Source organism: Wolbachia endosymbiont of Leptopilina clavipes, assembly GCF_006334525.1.
Taxonomy (GTDB): Bacteria; Pseudomonadota; Alphaproteobacteria; order Rickettsiales; family Anaplasmataceae; genus Wolbachia.
The window spans coordinates 1-19,574 of sequence record NZ_QJHA01000033.1; the positions used below are offsets into that span (position 1 = coordinate 1).

General features: G+C 33.4%; 21 protein-coding genes and 1 pseudogene. 10 read left to right on the plus strand and 12 right to left on the minus strand.

All coding sequences use genetic code 11. The features are described from left to right. Positions 1–79: 79 nt before the first annotated feature. The 7 genes from OUY_RS03620 to OUY_RS06460 all read right to left on the minus strand — a co-directional run bounded on the left by OUY_RS03620 (position 80) and on the right by OUY_RS06460 (position 5,244). Positions 80–253, minus strand: a complete 174-nt coding sequence (locus tag OUY_RS03620; protein ID WP_179949527.1) for a hypothetical protein — start codon at positions 251–253, stop codon at positions 80–82. 320 nt (positions 254–573) lie between these two features. Further along, entirely contained in the window at positions 574–828 is a 255-nt protein-coding gene (locus tag OUY_RS03625) for a hypothetical protein (RefSeq protein ID WP_139686717.1), read from the minus strand. Positions 829–893: 65 nt separating this feature from the next. Next, a complete protein-coding gene (locus tag OUY_RS03630) occupies positions 894–1,568 on the minus strand; it encodes a peptidase M61 (protein ID WP_246038677.1) in 675 nt (224 codons plus the stop codon). A 1,230-nt stretch (positions 1,569–2,798) separates the two neighbouring features. Then, complete coding sequence (locus OUY_RS03640) at positions 2,799–4,325, minus strand: acyl-CoA carboxylase subunit beta (protein WP_139686718.1); 1,527 nt, start codon at positions 4,323–4,325, stop codon at positions 2,799–2,801. Between the two features lie 124 nt (positions 4,326–4,449). Further along, on the minus strand, positions 4,450–4,611 hold the full coding sequence (locus tag OUY_RS06450) for a hypothetical protein (protein ID WP_007302286.1): 162 nt from the start codon (positions 4,609–4,611) through the stop codon (positions 4,450–4,452). A 10-nt stretch (positions 4,612–4,621) separates the two neighbouring features. After that, positions 4,622–4,837: a hypothetical protein gene (locus OUY_RS06455; protein WP_246038679.1), complete on the minus strand. Its 216-nt coding sequence runs from the start codon at positions 4,835–4,837 to the stop codon at positions 4,622–4,624. Beyond that, a complete protein-coding gene (locus tag OUY_RS06460; RefSeq protein ID WP_246038681.1) occupies positions 4,807–5,244 on the minus strand; it encodes a hypothetical protein in 438 nt (145 codons plus the stop codon). Before OUY_RS06460 ends, OUY_RS06455 begins: the two co-directional genes overlap by 31 nt. A 162-nt stretch (positions 5,245–5,406) precedes the next feature. Between OUY_RS06460 and der the strand changes: the two genes are divergently transcribed. From der to lpdA, 5 genes are all read left to right on the plus strand, one after another. Beyond that, a complete protein-coding gene (der, locus tag OUY_RS03650; RefSeq protein WP_010403736.1) occupies positions 5,407–6,732 on the plus strand; it encodes a ribosome biogenesis GTPase Der in 1,326 nt (441 codons plus the stop codon). 132 nt (positions 6,733–6,864) lie between these two features. After that, positions 6,865–7,125, plus strand: a complete 261-nt coding sequence (locus tag OUY_RS06465) for a hypothetical protein (protein WP_246038683.1) — start codon at positions 6,865–6,867, stop codon at positions 7,123–7,125. Positions 7,126–7,337: 212 nt separating this feature from the next. Then, positions 7,338–7,892, plus strand: coding sequence for a hypothetical protein (locus OUY_RS03660; protein ID WP_246038685.1), 555 nt, complete (start codon positions 7,338–7,340; stop codon positions 7,890–7,892). Between the two features lie 98 nt (positions 7,893–7,990). Then, entirely contained in the window at positions 7,991–8,470 is a 480-nt protein-coding gene (locus OUY_RS03665; protein WP_010403761.1) for a disulfide bond formation protein B, read from the plus strand. Between the two features lie 677 nt (positions 8,471–9,147). Then, on the plus strand, positions 9,148–10,533 hold the full coding sequence (lpdA, locus tag OUY_RS03670; protein ID WP_139686719.1) for a dihydrolipoyl dehydrogenase: 1,386 nt from the start codon (positions 9,148–9,150) through the stop codon (positions 10,531–10,533). Between the two features lies 1 nt (position 10,534). Here the strand turns inward: lpdA and OUY_RS03675 are convergent, their stop codons facing one another. After that, positions 10,535–10,894: a hypothetical protein gene (locus OUY_RS03675; protein ID WP_139686720.1), complete on the minus strand. Its 360-nt coding sequence runs from the start codon at positions 10,892–10,894 to the stop codon at positions 10,535–10,537. 73 nt (positions 10,895–10,967) lie between these two features. On the opposite strand from OUY_RS03675, the gene OUY_RS03680 reads away from it, so the two are divergent. Beyond that, positions 10,968–11,990, plus strand: coding sequence for a UDP-N-acetylglucosamine--N-acetylmuramyl-(pentapeptide) pyrophosphoryl-undecaprenol N-acetylglucosamine transferase (locus OUY_RS03680; protein WP_139686721.1), 1,023 nt, complete (start codon positions 10,968–10,970; stop codon positions 11,988–11,990). Here OUY_RS03680 and gshB read toward each other — a convergent pair. Beyond that, positions 11,975–12,901 carry a glutathione synthase gene (gene gshB / locus OUY_RS03685; protein ID WP_139686722.1) on the minus strand — a complete coding sequence of 309 codons (927 nt, stop codon included), beginning with the start codon at positions 12,899–12,901 and terminating at the stop codon, positions 11,975–11,977. The genes OUY_RS03680 and gshB overlap by 16 nt on opposite strands. Before the next feature lie 63 nt (positions 12,902–12,964). Between gshB and bcp the strand changes: the two genes are divergently transcribed. Beyond that, positions 12,965–13,432: a thioredoxin-dependent thiol peroxidase gene (gene bcp / locus OUY_RS03690; protein ID WP_139686723.1), complete on the plus strand. Its 468-nt coding sequence runs from the start codon at positions 12,965–12,967 to the stop codon at positions 13,430–13,432. Between the two features lie 8 nt (positions 13,433–13,440). Further along, positions 13,441–14,520, plus strand: coding sequence for a DNA replication/repair protein RecF (gene recF, locus OUY_RS03695; protein ID WP_007302298.1), 1,080 nt, complete (start codon positions 13,441–13,443; stop codon positions 14,518–14,520). 15 nt (positions 14,521–14,535) lie between these two features. Here recF and OUY_RS03700 read toward each other — a convergent pair whose 3' ends face one another. From OUY_RS03700 to OUY_RS03710, 3 genes are all read right to left on the minus strand, one after another. Further along, a complete protein-coding gene (locus tag OUY_RS03700) occupies positions 14,536–15,696 on the minus strand; it encodes an aspartate kinase (RefSeq protein ID WP_139686724.1) in 1,161 nt (386 codons plus the stop codon). Positions 15,697–15,788: 92 nt separating this feature from the next. Further along, a complete protein-coding gene (locus OUY_RS03705) occupies positions 15,789–17,507 on the minus strand; it encodes a monovalent cation:proton antiporter-2 (CPA2) family protein (RefSeq protein ID WP_139686725.1) in 1,719 nt (572 codons plus the stop codon). A 5-nt stretch (positions 17,508–17,512) separates the two neighbouring features. Beyond that, entirely contained in the window at positions 17,513–18,085 is a 573-nt protein-coding gene (locus tag OUY_RS03710) for a thioredoxin family protein (RefSeq protein WP_139686726.1), read from the minus strand. Positions 18,086–18,187: 102 nt separating this feature from the next. On the opposite strand from OUY_RS03710, the gene tmk reads away from it, so the two are divergent. Together tmk and OUY_RS03725 are read left to right on the plus strand one after the other, a co-directional pair. Then, a complete protein-coding gene (gene tmk / locus OUY_RS03715) occupies positions 18,188–18,781 on the plus strand; it encodes a dTMP kinase (protein ID WP_139686727.1) in 594 nt (197 codons plus the stop codon). Positions 18,782–19,182: 401 nt separating this feature from the next. Continuing rightward, a pseudogene (locus OUY_RS03725) lies at positions 19,183–19,574 on the plus strand (helix-turn-helix domain-containing protein); the annotation flags it as partial.

Consider the following 19,574-nt stretch of genomic DNA (forward strand, 5'->3'; position numbering starts at 1 on the left):
ACTATAAAACCTTATTTTCCTCGTTTGGACTATTATGAGAAGGGCTATACTATTCAATAATACCTGCCGTAATTTTTCTTTAGAAAATCCATGCATTAAAAGAAATTGTATAATCCTTTGCCAAAAATCCCTCGCAATATACTGGAGGATTATTAAAACTTACGTTGGCAGGGTTAAACCTGTTACCATAACTTCCCCCACCACAAATATTTTCATAACAACACTGCTTACAATCGTCAGGCCTGTTTTCCATATCACTCAAAAAGTTATTAAAAAATTTATCTGATAAGAACTTAGCCCAACTAGTATTGCTGATGTTATATTCGACAAATTTATGAGGGACACATGTTCTCCTTGAGAAATAAGATCATTGAACTTATCAATCATTTCCATCGATATATGAGGCTTTCGATTGCGCCACGATTGGTCAGCTTTATTAAAATAATAGCAGTGGGTGCAATTAATATTACACCTTTCTATAGTTTTAAGTATAACACCAGCCTTCACTAACATACCTCACATTCAAATTGACAGTAACTATTGTGCTTAAAGTAATTACTTCTATCGTGGAAATTACCTGGACACTTCCTTGCCCTTTCCGCTATTAATTTTACTTAAGTCTTCTGTAATCTTATCTGCCCAGCATATATTACCATGTCCTCCACCATCTCTATCAAACTGACAATGGCTACTGTGATTATTTCTACCATAAAAATTACCTGAAAGTTTCTCTATTCTTTTAAGTATAATACTACTACTAACTTGACCAATATTAACGCTAAGACGCTCTAATAATAAATCCACTTGTTTTTCTTTATTGTTTACCATAATTATTTTGCTTTAAAATAGCAAACTCTAGGTTTACTATAGCTTTTGTCAAGCATTTATTTGAGCTATTTATATATTGGAGTGCTACTCGTTATTTTGTTGGCTTTCAAATGTATAACTTTCGGTATCTTGTTTTCAAGGACTTTTAACTTAATATTACCACTATTAAAGTCAATACTATAACACTTTAGTTCTTGACCATTCTTGAGTCCCATATTATGGCAATCACTACCTAATTTAACCCCACGTATTTTTTGTAGCTCTAGACTTCTGGTTAAGTTAAAGCATATATCACTATACTTATCAGTATCTTGGAAAGTTAAATTTTTATTGAGTAATCTACTAGGTAACAAACTGAGAAGTATGCTAGAATCTCTTATAGAGGCTATGATGTCTTTTATAAAAGACTCTGGTAAGTAATGTTTTAAATGACTTGCAAATAAGTCAACATTAAAATTAACTTGCTTTGAAGTTATTTCACTTATTATACTATTTATAGTAGTCAATAAGTTATACCTTCCATTACTAACCTCATTTAATTTCTCATCAATTATCATTGCAAGAATAAAACCTTTGTTATAGCTCAACATGCTTATGTTTTGATCAAGTAAATGATTTTGATTTATTTTTTCGAAATCAATATCAGGTATTAAAGAATTACAATATTCTTTTAAAGTAATATTAATTATTTCTAAGTACTCATCTTTATCAATAAGTTTTGTGTCAAGTAAGGTTTTCACTCCATAAAATTCCGTAAATCCTTCAAAAAACCACTTATATTTTATTTCATTTTCTTATCGTTGTCTTGCTCTGTTATATGTCCTATATATCTGTGAATTAATTCATGTGATATCACTCTAGTATAATTTTTGGTATTTTTCTTAAAGTCTCCTTCAACAATTATATAATCTTTTTCTGCAACACCCGTAGTTTTACTAAGGTTAGGATTGTCAACAAGTACTATATCATACGGCTTGCTTTTTAGTGTGAATAAGTTGTCTTGAGCTAAGATAATTTTATTAGTAATATTTACAAGACTGATACTATTATGAGCCTTGGTATAAAGCTTATTTCTTTTATCAAGATCAAAACTTCTAAAATTGTCAGTTCTAATAATTTTTTCTATATTATCAAAAGGTTTTCTAAAAGGTAGAAAATTAGGTAATTTTTCAAATTTGATGAAGAGTTATCTAAAGCAATAGCAGAGTGCGTATACTGAATGTATATAAGGAAAAAGCAAACAATATAATTGAATAAACTGTGTACGTTTTTAAGCTTAATATTTGCCATAAATAAAACAGGACATTGAAGAAGTGTAAGTAATCACGATTAAGCAAATATAATTTATTGCTAAGTAGGTGATAAGGATAATTTTAATTATCTCTTTAAAACTTTACTCTTCCCATATTATTGAACACCTTATAATAAAGACTGAGAAGAAAGTTACAAAGGATTGTATATTCTTATCATCATAGCGCTGTTACTACAGTAATAACACTAAGAATAACTATAAGTTTCTTTGAATGATAGTTGAATTTTGATTGAAATTTTGAGGCTATAAAAACCGCAGGTACCAGTTGGTTTTTATTAGCTAAAGTAAACGTCAAATATCTGGAATTCTGGACATAAAATCCTCCTTTGAAAAAAAAGATTAGAAAAAAATGCAATGCACATACGACAGAAATTAAGTATGTGTGTATGCACCCACATACGCTGAAGAGAATACGCTACATTTTTTTATGAGTTTGATTGTTTAATAAAAAAAAGTCTGCAGACAAAGATAAATTTTTGAGCTCTAAAAGTATCTCTAATTGTCATTATAATCAGATTTAGAATATGCGGAAGTAATTTTTTAGCTATAAGAATATATTATAGAAAAAAGGAACCCAAAAGTTAGCGTTATTGGTAATCCAAGCGCTAGTCTTGGTGTAACGGCACTGTAGACCTTACAATAAAGACTGAGAGGAAAGTTACAAAGGAAGATTATCATGCTTCTTCCATATTCTTTCTACTTTCTTGTTTTTAAGTAGCTCTAATGCTTTGTGAAAGTGATGCCTTGTTTTACTTGGCACTATAATGTCATCAATGTATCCATGTGATGCAGCAAAAAATGGATTAGCAAATTTCTCTTTATATTCTTTGATTAACGTTTGCTGTTCTTTTTCATGCCTAAATATAATTTCAACTGCACTTTCAGGGCCCATTACAGCTATCTCAGCGGTTGGCCAAGCATAATTTATATCACCTTTTAAATGCTTTGAGTTCATAACAATATATGCACCACCATACGCTTTTCTAGTGATAAGGCTAATTTTCGGCGCGGTCGCTTCAGCGTAAGCGTAAAGCAGTTTCGCTCCGTGTTGTATTATATTATTGTATTCTTGATTCGTGCCAGGTAAAAACCCTGGAACATCAATAAGTGTGATGATGGGAATGTTAAATGCGTCACAAAATCTTACAAACCTTGCAGCTTTTCTTGAAGAGTCAATATCCAAGCATCCTGCAAGGTGCATAGGTTGATTTGCAACAACACCAATAGTATTTCCTCCAATTCTGCCAAAGCCAATTATGATGTTACGAGCAAAATCGGGTTTTAGTTCAAAAAATTTCCTTTCATCACACACCTTTTCAATGAGTTCATACATATCATAAGGAGTATTAGGATTACTAGGAACTAGAGTGTTCAAAGATTCATCAACATCATCAATTAAGTCGCAGATTGGTACAGTTTTTGGCAACTCTTGATTATTTGCTGGCAAAAAGGTGAAGAATTTTCGCATTTCTAGTAGCATTTCAACTTCATTATTGAATGCAAAATCTGCTACTCCTGTTTTGCTCGTATGAATTTTTGCTCCACCGAGATCTTCGTGGCTTACGTTCTCGTATGTAACTTTTTTCACTACATCTGGTCCGGTTATAAACATATATGAGCTATTTTTTACCATGAAAATAAAATCGGTTAGCGCTGGAGAGTAAACTGCACCGCCAGCACATGGGCCCATGATTAGAGAGATTTGTGGTATAACGCCTGATGCATTTACATTCCTTTGAAAAATTTCTCCGTAACCAGCAAGGGAATTTACTCCTTCTTGGATTCTGGCTCCACCAGAATCGTTTAGTCCGATAATTGGAATTCTGGCATTAATTGCCATATCCATAATTTTGCATATTTTTTTTGCATGTGATGCACCAAGTGATCCACCAAAGACAGTGAAATCCTGAGAATAAACAAAAACTTTTCTGCCATAAATAGTACCATGGCCAATTATAACTCCATCACCTAAAAAATCAGCATTTTGCATGCCAAAATCAGTTGCGTGATGCTTCACAAACTTATCATACTCTTGAAATGAATTTTCATCGAGCAATATACTCAGCCTTTCTCTAGCGGTTAGCTTTCCTTTTTCATGTTGCTTGTTAACTCTATCAGGACCTCCTCCTTTTTCGGCTTCTAATGTTTTGATCTTTAGAGTTTCTAGTATTTCAGAGTCTTGCATGTAGTAAAATAACTTTCAAATTGGTTGTAAACTTTATTGAGCTTACAAATCCTATTGATTATACACATACACCGTTGCTGCATGCAACGGTGTATGTGTACGATAATTAATGCGCTAGCAATTTCTATTTAATATTTTGAGAATGCTGAGACTCACTAACATTCTGTGCACTTGCACTTGTTACACCTGTTGATGGATTAATTGTTATAACTTCTCTTTCAATTCCTTGTAAGTTTGAAGCCAATGAGACCAATTTTGCTAGAGTCATGTCATTATATTTATCCATCTTCTTATTCTCATAATAGCCAATTTATTTTTACAGCTTTGTTTTCCTCGAAGTCCTCAGGACTTATATTATCACTTAAATCAGTACAAAATACGTTACCATTTTCACTAATATTTAAAGCAATACTGCAATCTCTATCACCCACTTTCCAGTTAAATTTAATTATACAAGACTCATTTAGTATGTGATAAAGCCTTACACCATCATCACTTTGTGAAACACGCACCAACCTTTATCTTCTGGAGATACCAATGTAAAAGCTCCAATTTTTGGATTACTATCCTTTAAGGCTTTACCAGGAAATGAGTTATCAAATTTTAACTCACCTCTGCCTTCTTTTAACGATACCCATGCAGTAAATGATTTATCTTCTTTTCCTCTCAACCTCACATCTACAGAATCATTACCTGTATATTCAGCAATTCCTTTTCGAATTACACTCAGAAATTTCTTAGTTTCTTCATCATTGTCACTCAAAAAAAGCTCCTTATTTTCATGTGACCGGGATGGATCATTGAGATTCTCCAATGCTTTAGCTAAAGTTATATAGTTATATATACGTGTCCTGTTGTTATAAGGTGTCCCTAATTTATAAATTTTAGGAGTTAATTGAGAAACTTGATCGAAATTCATTATTAAAGTTTCATTTGCATTATGCATAGCGCCTCCAATTTTACATAATAAACTTAAGATAAAATATCCTAATTTTAGGATGGGTATATAATCTATCAAGTCAATAGTTAAACTAAAAAATTTTGATTATAATTTACTATGTATAAAATACGCTCTTAAACTATGCTGAAAATAGTCATAATAGGCCTTCCAAATGCAGGCAAGTCAACTCTATTTAATAGGCTAGTAAGAAGAAAAGCAGCGGTAGTTAGTGACATTCCAGGAGTAACGAGAGATAGGCGTGAAGGAATTGGAAGAATTAGTGATTTAGAGTTTAAAGTTATAGATACAGGAGGATGGAATGACCAAACCAGTTTTTCACTACAAGTTATTGAACAAATAGAGTTTTCTTTATTAAGCGCAGATGTAATTTTTTTTCTTGTTGATGCAAAAGTGCAAAACGAGCAGAACAAAGAGTTTGCAAAGTGGCTGAAGAGAAAAACGAACAAACCTGTAATACTAATAGCAAACAAATGCGAAAGTCATAAATCGGAAAATGTTGATTATTTGCAGTTCTTCAACTTCATAGGTCCGGTGTACATCTCAGCCGAACATAATCTTGGTATGATTGATCTTTATGATGTATTAGCTGGTGTTATTGAAGATTTTAACAAAAAAACTGAGCTGCCTGAAAGTGAGTCCATTAGACTGAGGATTGCGATCATCGGTCGCCCAAACGTTGGAAAATCAACTTTTTTAAACAGTTTACTTGCAGAAAATAGACTAATAGTAAGCTCAAAACCTGGTACCACGCGTGACTCTGTGGATATCTCATACGACCATAATGGAAAATTAATCACTCTCATCGATACTGCAGGAATCCGCAGAAAGGCAAATGTTGTTGACAACTTAGAATCAAGATTCGTTGAAAAAAGCATGGAGTCAATAAAGCGCTCTCATGTGGTAGTTTTAATGCTAGACTCTCTGCTTGGCATTGAGCAGCAGGATTTATCAATTGCTGAAGCTGCGATTAAAGGCGGGAAGGGAATTATCATTGTTTTAAATAAGTGGGATTTAATAGGTAAGGATGACAGAAGTAAGTTAATAAAATTTGTCAAACAACAGGAAGTGACTCGGTTATTTTTGGAAGTGCCAACTGTAACAATTTCTGCGTTGAAAGGTATGCGCTGCGGTGATGTGATAGATAAGTGTCTTGAAGTAAGTGAATCCTTGAACAAGAAGATCAGCACTGCAAAACTGAATAAGTGGCTAATAGATGCCGTGGAAAAACATTCTCACCCACTTATAAAAGGTAGAGCAATTAAAATGAAGTATATTGCTCAAATTGGCACCAAACCTCCAGCTTTTTCTTTGGTATGCAACGTCCCGGAAAGTGTTGATGAGAGTTATAAACGTTATTTGACTAATGGTCTTAGAAAAAACTTCTTTGTTGAAGGCGTACCAGTCAGATTGCTTTTGAAAAAGAATAAGAATCCCTATGTAAAGTAGGTAATCTTGTTTTATTAATAATATAGTTTTTTATCTTATTAATATTGTTAACAAATAAACAATATTACTTAAATAAGTAGTTGATAAGTTAATATTATATAGTAAAATAATAACTTATTTAGTGCTTTTGCTATGAATTATAAAGGACAAGATTTAAGGCCTGGATCTCCACATACTTTCACGGTTGATACACCTTTAGTATTTCAGTGGCTTCCAAGGCGATATGGATATCCGATCCCAGAAAAATATTTGGAGAGATTGAGCGAATGGGCAAAAAGAGAAGATACGCGTGTAGTGAAGTTAGTAATAAATGGATCTGGTTTTACTCCTACGCAACGTAAAGAGTTGGAGAATAAAATATTAAACGAGAGTTTAACCCAAACAAAAACATAGAGCTTATAGACTTTAATGAGCTGGATTTAGGAGAGTATGAATTTAGCTTTCACTTACAAACAGATAAGAAAACAGAACTATCTAAATGTCCTTTATACACTGTATCTCAATATTTCAAAGATCTATACTCTATTCCAGAAAGTAAAAGATTATCTTTTGGTGTTGAGATAGACAGTATGCGTATATTTATGTTGTTGGTATTGAAATCTCCTATGATCTATTTTGATTTTGATATTTTACCTAAGGAAGACAAAAAACTTGGTGAGATTCAGGCTAGCCAGGGCTTTTTGGTTGCTGAAAATGACAAGACAGGTCACGACTATGACGGTATAACAAATATTGAGAATGCTATAGTTGCTGTAAGTGATGCTGGTAAAGTAAAGGTTACGGAATTTTATAATGAGATAAAGCATAGATTTCAAAAGTATTATCCTACTCTCCGATCATCACCGCATCACATTTATACACTAATGGAAAATATTGTATATAACAGTCCTATTAATGAGGTTCTTCCTACTTCTGATTATACAAGTCTTAGCGAACATCTTAATAGATTACAAGAAGAGAAAAGATTGCTTATAAAAGAAACATTTGGGTTTAAAACCAATGGAGGAGAAGTTGATATTCAATATGACAATAGCTGGACGAAAAACAAGGATGAATTGTATACTAAAGAAGAGATTGCAAGAATAGATAGTGATACTAGGGTTGTAACTAGTATGCAAACTAAATCAGTATCTAGCTGTGAATACATGCATAGAGGCTAGATAAAAAAGTTATAGAGTGATATGTGTCGCTTTATAATTATATAGAACATTATTAAACAAAAGTTGACTTTTTCGGTTGTTGTGGTAATTCGTTAATTATGTCAGATATAAATAACAGTTCTACAATCTTTTTGCTGTCAAGTGCCGCTGCTCTGATTTTTGCATATGTGCTAGAGTATTTCTTCAATATGCTACCATGCAAGTTATGCATATACGAGCGAGTAGTTTACTATGTTACAGGGCTACTTGCAGTTGCGTACATGTTCAAAGACAACAAAATCCTAATCTATGCGATGTTTTGCAGCTATCTCATTGGTGCAATAATATCTTTTTATCATGTAGGTCTTGAACTCCACTTATTTCATGATGTTTTAGGCTGTACAGAGCAAGCAAGTGGTAACGTTAGCATAGAAGAGCTAAGAAATAATCTATTAAACCCTAACTACTCTCCGTCTTGTGACAGACCTCATTATATTTTTGGTGTTTCGTTAGCAACATGGAATCTTATTTATCTTATAGTAGCTCTATTCTTATCAGGTAAAATGTATTGTGGAGAAAGAAATAAGGTACAACAGTAACTGGTATAGACGCTGTACTTGTGCGTTACTTGGTGCTGTCCGTAATTTAAAAATTTGGCAAGTCACACCCACTGATTCTTGCACAGCTGTACGAACATTATGGTTCAGCATGCCAGTGCCCTCTTTCTTGTCATCCGAGTAGCTGAAACTGGAAGTGCAGCTATCATCCAAATAACCTTTCATTGTTATGAAAGCAGCCTATTTCTTGTCATCCCAGTGCCCAGATACTGGGATTTAGTTTGTCCATAGTCTCACCAAAAACGTTGTATTTTAGCATAATTTTGTGCTCAATATGCTTATTTGTAGTAAAGATTTCAGCATCAAGTGCTGGCCTGAAGCTTTAGCTATAAATATTAATAAATTTACTAAGTAAAAAAAGGCAAAAGAATCCCTATATAGCGAGTTTTAATAATGTAAATTGATAATGTGCTAACAAGCGTGTTTTGGCTGAAGTAGAAAAAATTTAAAAAACATGCAGCCGCTATAATTTTTATGTAATCTGCCAATAAATATCTGAGTTTTGTTGTTAAACCCGCGGAGATTAAAAATAAGGATAAATACTCTTATTGATATAAGAAGAAAAGTGGGAAGGTTTGTCAAGCCGCTTCTATGCACCTGAGCATTGATCATGCGGGTTCCATCTGTTATATATAGTCTTTTGCATACGAAGAAAACTGATGAATGAGTATGATATTACAGTTATAGGCAGCGGTCCTGGTGGTTATATAGCAGCAATTAGAGCGGCGCAGCTTGGACTTAAAACTGCAATTGTTGAAAAGGAGGAAAATTTGGGTGGTATATGCTTAAATTGGGGATGTATACCAACAAAATCGCTACTTAGAGCGTCTGAAGTTTATAGATTAATAAGAAGATCAGAAGAATTTGGCATAAAAGTAAAGGATACAAGTTTTGATATACAATCAATAGTGAAATATTCAAGGAACGTTGTTGATAAGCTATCAAGTGGTGTTGAGTATTTGATGAAAAAAAATAACATCAAAGTTCATCAAGGCTTTGGTAAACTTGCAGGTAACTATGTTGTAAAAATTCTTAATGATAAGAAGGAGGAGGAAATTTCTTCTAAGCATATCATTTTAGCAACAGGTGTAAGGGCAAGAAATCTTCCTGGAATCGAAGTAGATGGAGATTTAATATGGAATGCGCAGCACGCTATGACTCCAAAGAAGTTACCAAAATCTCTACTAATCATAGGTTCTGGTGCGATAGGAATAGAGTTTGCAAGTTTTTATAGTACTTTGGGAGTTGATGTAACAATTATAGAAGTAAAAGACACTATTTTGCCGCTGGAAGATAAAGATATTTCAAATTTAGCACAAGAAATATTCACAAAACAAAGGATAAAAATATATACAAACAGTAGCGTAAAAGCTTTGACTAAAAATAAAGACTTTGCTCAAGTGTTACTAAGTAGTGGTGAGAGCAAAGAATTTGATAGGGTGATTGTTGCAGTTGGCGTGCAAGCAAACACTGAAAATATAGGTTTAGAAAATACAAAAATTAAGTTGAGTCCTTCTGGTTTCATTGAAACGAATGAGTGGTATGAAACAAGTGAATCAAGTGTGTATGCAATAGGTGATGTAGCTGGTCCCCCATGTTTAGCGCATAAAGCAAGTCATGAAGCTGTAATCTGTGTTGAGAAAATTGCCGGTAAAAATGCTCATAAGTTAAAAAAAGAGTGCATACCAAATTGCACTTACTCTCATCCGCAAGTAGCAAGCGTTGGCCTTACTGAGGAACAGGCAATAAAAAGTGGATACGATATAAAAGTAGGAAAATTTCACTCCAACTTTAATGGTAAATCTATTGCACTAAGTGAAACTGAAGGTTTAGTGAAAACAATTATAGACAAAAAAACAGGCGAACTTCTTGGAGCTCACATGATAGGAGCGGAAGTAACAGAGTTAATTAGCAATTTCGCTCTTGCAAAGCAACTAGAGGGAACAGACTGCGACATAAAATCTACGATTTTTCCTCATCCAACTATTTCGGAAATTATACACGAATCAGTACTTGCTGCAGATGATGAATCGTTAAATAGTTAAGCTAACGATCCATTGTTTTAGAGCTACAATTATCCTGATTAGGCGATTCAATTCTAATAGATTGATTACCAATATCAGATTTTTCTAACTTTTCTTTTAACCCTTCAGCTGCTTCTTTCACTTCAAGCTTTTTTTCCTGAGTAAGATCCTCTGGGCTTTTTCTTTTACTGTCTAAACCTTGTTGTCTATCAATATTTTTATTGAGTTGTTCTTGCTGAGGTAGATCAACAACTGAGTTAAAAAGAGCTTTTATTATGTTTTTTAATAAACCTCCGCTTCTGCTTTGCTCTTGAGGCTTATTTTTTATGTTAGATTCTTTTTTACTGTCACTACTTTTAGGCATTTTTAACTCGACTATCATAAAGCTTAATAAAATTTTACATGCAAATTATTAAAAAATAATTAACAATCTATTATCAAATTACTACTTACAGATGACTATTATTCTAGCAACAGGCGGTACAGGTGGGCATGTTTTTCCAGCTATAACATTAGCAAAAGCACTAAAGGTACAAGGGCACAATTGTATATTATTCAATGATCAAAAAACCATCAATATAGAAAGTTATATTTTACCATTGTGCAAGCCAAGTGGCAACAAATTGAAGTTTCTCTTTTTGTTAATGTATAGTTGTGTATTAGCGCTGTATCAAACGAGAAAATTAAAACCAAAGCTAATCATTGGTTTTGGTAGCTACGCTTCTTTTCCAACTCTTCTTGCAGCAAAGATTCTTTCTATACCTATAGTTTTACATGAACAAAACACAGTTTTAGGGAGGGTAAATAGATTCTTTTTCAAGAGTGCAAAATTAATTGCAACTAGCTTTCCAGAGACTAAGTATGCAGAAGGTAGTAAATGCGTTTTTACAGGAAATTTTGTCGATATAGAAGCACAAGGCTATTCTAGAGCTGAAACAGTTTTAAACGTGTTAATAATAGCAGGCAGTCAGGGTGCAAATTTTTTTGATGATGTAGTGAGCAGCGTAATTTGTGATCTACCTGTTGAAGTAAAAGAGAGGATTAGAGTAACGCAGCAATGTACGAAGAAAAATATAAACAAGGTCAAGAGTCTATACAAAAGTGAAGGAATTGATTGTGAGTTAAGTGAGTTTTTCGATGATATGGAAAATAAACTGGCCAATGCTCATTTGGTAATTAGCAGAGCGGGGGCAACTTCAATAGCAGAGATTACTCTTGCTGAGCGTCCTGCTGTATATATTCCTTATCCTCACTCAAAAGATAACCATCAATTTTATAATGCAAAACATATTGAAGATTCGGGAGCAGCTGTAATGGTTGAGCAAAATAGTAACGCGAAAAAGAATCTAGGAGAGTTGCTAGTTGATTTATTGCAAAATTGTCAAAAATTGCGTGATATGGCTAATAATACTAAGAAAACAAGAATAAGGAATGGAGTTACTGAATTTATTAAGGCAATAGCTCAAGAACCTAGTTGACGAATTGCTTTTTCTTCAAATGCATCCCATAGTTCTTTTTCTAGTGATTTACTATACAACTTATTGATATAAACTACTCCCGTAGGCGAAGTTGTGTTAATTTCAAGAAGGAAGTCATCTATAATATCAATACCAACAAATATTAGCCCTCTTTTCTTTAGCTCAGGACCAATTTTATTGCATATTTCAGTGTCTCTATCATTCATTTCAATAGATTCAAAACTTGCTCCAAGCCTCATATTTGTTCTGATTTCTCCGCTAGACTTTGGAACTCGCTTCATTACTCCTATTGGCTTTCCATCCAGTAGCAGTATTCTTTTATCTGTATTTATCTTTTTACAAAATGCTTGTGCAATTACAGGACATTCATATTTTGCAATCATGAGATCGACTACCACTTGAATGCTATTTTGGTCTTGTATTCTTATTACGTCATTTCCTCCATAGCTATATAGTGGTTTCAAGATGATATCCTGATAGTCGTGACAAAAATTTCTAATCATCGATATATTTTCAGTGATCAAAGTTGGAGGAATTAGCTCTGGAAATAGTGAAGTAATTAATTTTTCAGGACAGTTTCTTATTTCTGTTGGATTATTTATTACTAACGCAGTAGTCTTTTCTAAGATATAGGTTGTTGTAATGTACCGCATATCAAAAGGTGGGTCCTGCCTGATAAGTATGATATCCATTTCATTCAAATCTATAGTTACATCTTCTTTAGAAGTAAAACCAAAATCATCAACGCTGACTTTCTGAGCAAGAGCAATTGAATGATTTAACTTGAGTGCTAGATTATTAGGAACATAGACAAAAATTTCGTGCTTTCTCCTCTGCGCTTCTTTTATTAATGCAAATGTAGTATCAGTTTCAAAATTTATATTTTCATCCATTTGAAAAGCTACTTTCATTTATCCTCCCTTCCTATTACAATATACTATATTACCATAAAAGTGTTAATAATGGAGCAAAGTATGGAATTAACAGTAGGAAATAATGCACCTGATTTTAGTTTGCCAACAGATTCTGGCGAAATTTTATCGCTGAGTGAATTTTTTGATAAAAAAAATGTAGTCCTTTATTTTTATCCTAAAGACGATACTCCGGGCTGTACAATGGAGGCAAAAGGCTTTAGAGACAAAATAGAAAATTTCTCTTCTCTTGACATAGTGATAATTGGTGTATCAAAAGATAGCGTTAAGTGCCACGCTAACTTCAAAGCAAAATATTCTTTGCCATTTTCTTTAGTTTCTGATGAAAATGCTGAAATGTTGGAAAAATATGGTGTTTGGGTAGAAAAAAGCATGTTTGGCAAAAAGTATATGGGAATAGAGCGCACTACTTTTTTAATAGATAAAAAAGGTAAAGTAGTGAAGATCTGGAAAAACGTAAAAGTTAGTAGACATGTTGATGAGGTTCTAGAAGAAGTAAGGAGAATATAAATTAAAGAATGACTACCCATTGCTATATAAAAAAACTGAAATTATATAACTTTCGTAGTCATTCAAACTTTGAACTGGATTTAGATGATAGACCAGTTGTAGTAACTGGCAAAAATGGTATTGGAAAAACTAATATACTTGAAGCAATCTCATTGCTTGCTAAAAGCAACGGAATGAAAAAAGCAAAAATCAATGAGATGCAAAATAGGCGCAGTAATGAAAGTTGGGTAGTGTATTATGATTTTTTCAATGGAGCAGAGCTTAACTCAATTGGTATAGGAAAGAATCTTAATAAGAAATTAATACAAATTGATGGGAAAACGCAGTCAAGCTACTCATCTTTGTATAGAATATCTAATGTAATATGGCTAATTCCACAAATGGACTATATTCTTCTTAATTCTCCAAGCGACAGGTTAAAATTTTTAGACCGTATAGTTTCACTATTTGAAGAAAATTACACCTATTGCTACATGAAATATAGAAAAGCTAAGCATGAGCGAAGTAAATTGCTTAGAGAGAATATTTTGGACGAAAGTTGGCTCTCTAGTCTTGAAAACGTCATGGCTACCAATGCAATTGATATTTTACGTATGCGATCATCTGTTTTAAAGATATTACAAGACACAATTGATAACCATTCTTGTGAGTTTTTTCCAAAGGCAAGTTTGAAATTTAGCAGTCAGCTAACTTTGAACGATACTGCAGAATATTTTCAGAATCGTCTAAAGGAAAACAGAGAAAAAGACTCATTAACTGGTAGAGTAACCTTTTCTGTACATAATGATAATTTTTGGGTTTTTTGCCAAAAAGGGGACATGCCAATAAATCTTTGTTCTACTGGAGAGCAAAAGCTATTACTGCTTTCTATCATCTTATCTAGTGTAAAAGCAAGGTGTATTCATTACAATAAAGCACCTCTTCTTCTGCTTGACGATATAATGTCGCATCTGGATAAAGATTACAGAAAGGTGTTAATGGAGGAGGTGTTAAGCATTCAATGTCAAACTTGGATAACCGATGTAAATCAAGATAATTTCAATAACTATCTTTGCTCTTTCAAGTTTTTTGAATTATCAAGTAAATAAATTTCAAGCGTGCTGTCATACATCAAGCTCATATTCGGTATGTAAATCTCTAATTAAAGCCTCAGCGTGTTTTTTTTGAACAACTATACTGATCTTGATTTCGGACATTGTGACAGCAAGTATTTCTATCTTTTTTTCGCTTAAAACCTTGAGTGTGCGGTACATCACTTCAGTGTTAGACATAACACCAATACCAATTATTGAAATTTTAGCTATATTATTGTTTGCGACATAATTTTCATTTTTGTTCAATAACTTTTTCATTAAATCAACATCAAATTTAGAAATCAAAAAGCTTGACCCATGTATCATGTCAACTTTAACGTTTGCTCCTGCTATATCTCTTAAAGTATCCAGAGTATTTGCAAAGTTAGTAAAAGTTACAAGAGCTTCGTGAGTGCTATAAGTTATTCCAGTAATTAAGTATCTTTCCAGTACATCTTTTTCGTGTAGTACTGTAGTGCCTTCTACTTCCTCAAAAGTGGATAACACTTGCACCTTAATATTATGCTTCATTGCAAGTTGTACTGAACGATTATGCAATATTTTAGCACCAGATGACGACATCTCCAATATTTCATTGTAAGAGATAGATTTAAGCTTGCGTGCCCTTGGAACAATTTTTGGGTCTGCTGTATATATTCCGTCAATATCAGTAAAAATTTCACAAGTCCTAATACCAAAGACTACAGCAAAGGCAATTGCTGAGATGTCAGATCCTCCTCTACCAAAAGTAGTGATTCTATCATCGTATATACCCTGAAAACCAGCAATGATTGCAGCAGTATAACCCTCAGCAAAAGATCTTTTTACATGGTCAATTTTTATCTTTTTTATTTTAGACTCAGAATAAAAATTATCCGTTAGAATTGGTAACTGCCAGGCGAGCCATGATTTAGCATTAACTCCGATAGATTGAAGAGTGATAGCTAATAATGCGCAAGAGATCTGTTCTCCTGCTGAAAGGAGAACATCATACTCTGATAACTCTTGTCTACAATTTAAATTTGAAATTTGCCTAGCTTGAAAAGCCATTTGGTCAGTGAATCCTGCAGCAGCAGATACAACAGCGATTACATTACAACCTTTCTCAATATCATTTTTTATCAGGTTTGCAACTCGATTTAAGTCAGTTAGTGAAGTCCCACCAAATTTTTTTATGATTATTTTGTTCATAGTTACAATAAGGTCAATTTTTCACCTTTCTAGAGAGTATAGTTGCTTAATTAAATGTGTTTTTTCTGGTCACTAATTAAAGTGATATAGGGCTATTCATCTTTATCATTACCAAGTTCTTTTAACATACTGTAGTTGCCTTTTCTAAATTTACCTTTTAAAGATGTAACTCCACTTTCGCTAATTCCACTTAAACTTAATGCTGCTCCACCTAGCTGCAATCCAATTTCAGATGTTTCGGGAATAATTTTACTAGCCCCTAGATCTTTATAAACCTCCACATTATTCAAATCTGGCAAACGTATTATAATATTTACATGCGGAAAATTTGCTGCAACTAGAGAAACTATTTTCTTTATAGTAACTTCGTTCTTTATCGAAACCACAAGAGCTTGAGCTCTTTCTATTCCTACTGATTTTAAAATTTCATATCTTGTAGCATCTCCAAGATATATAGGAAAACTGTCATTTTTTCCTTCTTTTACTATTTTTGATTGAATATCTACAACAACATAACTTAAATGCTCTGCAGTAAGCATTTTTGTTACCATATATCCCACTCTACCAAACCCAGCAACTATTACGTGATTATAAAGGTCTTGTGTGTCTGTTTCGATTGCTTCATCGTCTAGTATTATTTTTTCAGTGCTAAATGAATTTGCTATCCAGTCTCCAATTCCCGATAAAGGAGGAGTAAAAGCCATAGTTACTGTAGTTACCATCATAAGCACTTGAGCGATTTCACTTGATAGTACATCTAATTCATCTGCTAAACGGAATAAAATAAATGCAAATTCACCGCCTTGTGCAAGCAGTAATCCAGCTTGTATTGCAGGTGCACTTCTAAATCCAAAAAATCTACACAATGTATATATAATGGACGTCTTTAAAGCGATAAGGATAATTGATAATAAAGTAACGAGTGGTAACTTATTGAGTAAAAGGTCAATATCAATAGACATGCCAACAGTCATAAAGAATAAACCAAGAAATAAGTCTTTAAATGGCAATACTGCATGTTCTACCGAATTCCTGTGTTCTGTTTCTGCAACTAGTAACCCAGCAACAAATGCGCCTAATGCCATTGATAAATGAAATTGTTCAGTAATAAATGCTGATCCTAATATTATCAGAAGTGTTGTTGATATAAAGATTTCATTACTCTCCATTTTGGCAATAACCGAAAACAATGGCCTCAGTAATAACCTACCAGTTACAAATATCAACACCAATGCAATAGCTGCTTGCACTAATGAGCCTGCCAACGAGCTTATTAAGCTGTGTTCAGAATTGCCAGTAAGCAGGGGCACTAGTACTATTAGAGGTACCACTGCAAAGTCCTGCATTAGTAGCACTGCTATTGACAATCTACCAACTTGGCTTGCTTGAGAACCCTTTTCTTGCAGAACCTGCAACACTATTGCTGTTGAGGATAGTGCAAGTCCACCACCAATAACTGCTGCCATGTTTGTATTTACTCCAAAGGCAAGAGCAATGCACCATATTGCTATCATGGTAACTATAACTTGAAGGGAACCAAACCCAAACACATGCCTACGCATAGCGATAAGGCGTTCAAATGTCAATTCAAGACCTATAATGAACAATAGGAAAACTACGCCAAACTCTGCAAAGTTATCCATTACTTCAACTGAATGTATCAGATTAAATCCATGAGAACCAATCAATGCACCTGCAACAAAGTAACCAAGTACTGGGCTAATATTCATTTTCCAAAACGCTATGACTATAAACACAGCAGCAGAGAGTAAAATTATAATATCAAACAAATGCTGAGAGCCGCTGTGCATAATATTTAACCTGTAGAATTAGACCATTTTATTGAACAACCAATGCTTGATTTTTGGTCAACTGGAGGATTGCTAGTTTCTGCAATAAATTTCATGGCTTGAAATAAATCACTACTTCCTACTTCGTAATTTTGAACTTTCTCTTTTTTTGTGTTGTTAAAACGCCCGCGATAGCAGAGGGCTAGTTTGGAATTAAAGCCAAAAAAATCAGGGGTACAAACAGCACCATACTCTTTAGCTACTTCTTGGTTATTGTCAATCAAATATGGAAATGTAAACTTATTTTCCTTGGCAAAATTAATCATGTTTTCAAAGGAGTCTTCTGGGTACTCATTTACATCATTTGGCATGATTGCAACGGTGTTTACCTGATAATCTTTTTTCAACAAATTAACATCGCTTACTAGATTGCTAATAATTGATTGAACGTAAGGACAGTGATTGCATATAAACATTACAATGAGACCATTTTCCCCATAGCAGTCACTTAATGTATAATATTTGTTATCCACTCCCAGGAGATTGAAATTCTTTGCAGTAAAGTCTAAATCTATCTTAGGAGTGTCTAGCGTAACCATAGCTCATAGAGAATTGTATACCATAATTTATGATCTTATTGCTTAAATGTCAAATGGTTTCTATGTACACTGTTTGCATTTAGCATTGTAATTATAAAATTTATGTTCATAACCTTCGAAGGAATAGATGGTTCTGGTAAAACAACACAGTCTGAGTTACTTGCAAATTATTTCAAGCAAATTCACGGTGAAAATAATGTCGTATTGACTAGAGAACCAGGTGGTACTGATTTTGCAGAAAAAATAAGAGGATTACTACTTAAGGATAATATTGATCCTATTTCTGAACTCTTGCTGCTTATCTCGATGAGGCACGAACATATGAAAAAATTAATATTGCCAGCTCTTAAAGAGGGAAAGACAGTTGTTTGTGATCGATTTATCGATTCAACTATTGCGTATCAAGGGTATGGACTAGGTGTTGACTTGAGTCTAATAAGAGACTTACACAAATTAGTGGAAATTAAATATCCAGATATCACATTTATTTTAGATATTGATGTTCAAGTTGGACTCAGCAGAGCAAAGGATAAAAATAAGTATGAAGAAATGAGCATTGATTTCTATCATAAAATTCGAAAAGGATTTCAAGAAATAGCTATAAAAGAATCTAATAGATGTAATGTTATTACTGGAATTGAAAAAAAAAGTGATAATCATGTACACAATGAAATTATTGATATTGCAAAGACTTAGCTATACGTATTGAACTTTTGCTAACCTAAACAGTTACTGCATTAACATGTGGTAAAAAATTATCAATTTTAGGTGACGTTATTTCATACGAAAGACTCTCTTTTTGATTAGCTAAAAAACTTTGTATTTCATTTTTAGGTTTTTCACTTATTGTTCTATATATTCTTGCGCGATTAATTAGCTCATTTCTACTATTCTTATTGCTTACTTCAGTTATGGTAAAAAATTGATCAAAGTGATTTAACAGATCCTCGTCTTTTATCGAGGATGCAACGCTATCAATTTCTCTTACATATAAAGCAAGTTTGTGCGCTTTGCTACGATCCTCAAAACAAAAGTATAGCCCTTCTCATAATAGTCCAAACGAGGAAAATAAGGTTTTATAGTAGTGGAAGGTAAGGATGCCAGTAGCATATAGTTATGACTTAAGAAAAAAGGTAATGGAAGCATTGGATGAAGGAGAGAGTGGAGAAACTGTTGCCAAGAGATTTAAGATCGGAAAAACAACTTTATATGAGTGGAAGAAAAGACGTGAGAAAACGGGAGATTTTCAGTCAAAAAAGCCTGGAAGCGTGGCATAAAATTACCGACTGGAATGCATTTGCCGAATTTGCAAATGAGCAAGGTGGCAAAACTCAGTCAGAGATGCTGGGGCAATATTAGTAGACAAACAATTCATCGAGCTCTTAAAAAAATTGGACTCACACGCAAAAAAAGACATATGGATACAAAGAAAGAAACGAAGAAAAACGCGCTGAATTTTTGAAAATTATAGCAACAAAAGAACCTCAAA

Bases quoted from the DNA above. Each gene is read 5' to 3' on its own strand.
- OUY_RS03620 (WP_179949527.1), bottom strand. From the start codon at position 253: ATGGAAAACAGGCCTGACGATTGTAAGCAGTGTTGTTATGAAAATATT.
- OUY_RS03625 (WP_139686717.1), bottom strand. From the start codon at position 828: ATGGTAAACAATAAAGAAAAACAAGTGGATTTATTATTAGAGCGTCTT.
- OUY_RS03640 (WP_139686718.1), bottom strand. From the start codon at position 4,325: ATGCAAGACTCTGAAATACTAGAAACTCTAAAGATCAAAACATTAGAA.
- OUY_RS06450 (WP_007302286.1), bottom strand. From the start codon at position 4,611: ATGGATAAATATAATGACATGACTCTAGCAAAATTGGTCTCATTGGCT.
- OUY_RS06460 (WP_246038681.1), bottom strand. From the start codon at position 5,244: ATGAATTTCGATCAAGTTTCTCAATTAACTCCTAAAATTTATAAATTA.
- der (WP_010403736.1), top strand. From the start codon at position 5,407: ATGCTGAAAATAGTCATAATAGGCCTTCCAAATGCAGGCAAGTCAACT.
- OUY_RS06465 (WP_246038683.1), top strand. From the start codon at position 6,865: ATGAATTATAAAGGACAAGATTTAAGGCCTGGATCTCCACATACTTTC.
- OUY_RS03660 (WP_246038685.1), top strand. From the start codon at position 7,338: ATGATCTATTTTGATTTTGATATTTTACCTAAGGAAGACAAAAAACTT.
- OUY_RS03665 (WP_010403761.1), top strand. From the start codon at position 7,991: ATGTCAGATATAAATAACAGTTCTACAATCTTTTTGCTGTCAAGTGCC.
- lpdA (WP_139686719.1), top strand. From the start codon at position 9,148: ATGAATGAGTATGATATTACAGTTATAGGCAGCGGTCCTGGTGGTTAT.
- OUY_RS03675 (WP_139686720.1), bottom strand. From the start codon at position 10,894: ATGATAGTCGAGTTAAAAATGCCTAAAAGTAGTGACAGTAAAAAAGAA.
- OUY_RS03680 (WP_139686721.1), top strand. From the start codon at position 10,968: ATGACTATTATTCTAGCAACAGGCGGTACAGGTGGGCATGTTTTTCCA.
- gshB (WP_139686722.1), bottom strand. From the start codon at position 12,901: ATGAAAGTAGCTTTTCAAATGGATGAAAATATAAATTTTGAAACTGAT.
- bcp (WP_139686723.1), top strand. From the start codon at position 12,965: ATGGAATTAACAGTAGGAAATAATGCACCTGATTTTAGTTTGCCAACA.
- recF (WP_007302298.1), top strand. From the start codon at position 13,441: ATGACTACCCATTGCTATATAAAAAAACTGAAATTATATAACTTTCGT.
- OUY_RS03700 (WP_139686724.1), bottom strand. From the start codon at position 15,696: ATGAACAAAATAATCATAAAAAAATTTGGTGGGACTTCACTAACTGAC.
- OUY_RS03705 (WP_139686725.1), bottom strand. From the start codon at position 17,507: ATGCACAGCGGCTCTCAGCATTTGTTTGATATTATAATTTTACTCTCT.
- OUY_RS03710 (WP_139686726.1), bottom strand. From the start codon at position 18,085: ATGGTTACGCTAGACACTCCTAAGATAGATTTAGACTTTACTGCAAAG.
- tmk (WP_139686727.1), top strand. From the start codon at position 18,188: ATGTTCATAACCTTCGAAGGAATAGATGGTTCTGGTAAAACAACACAG.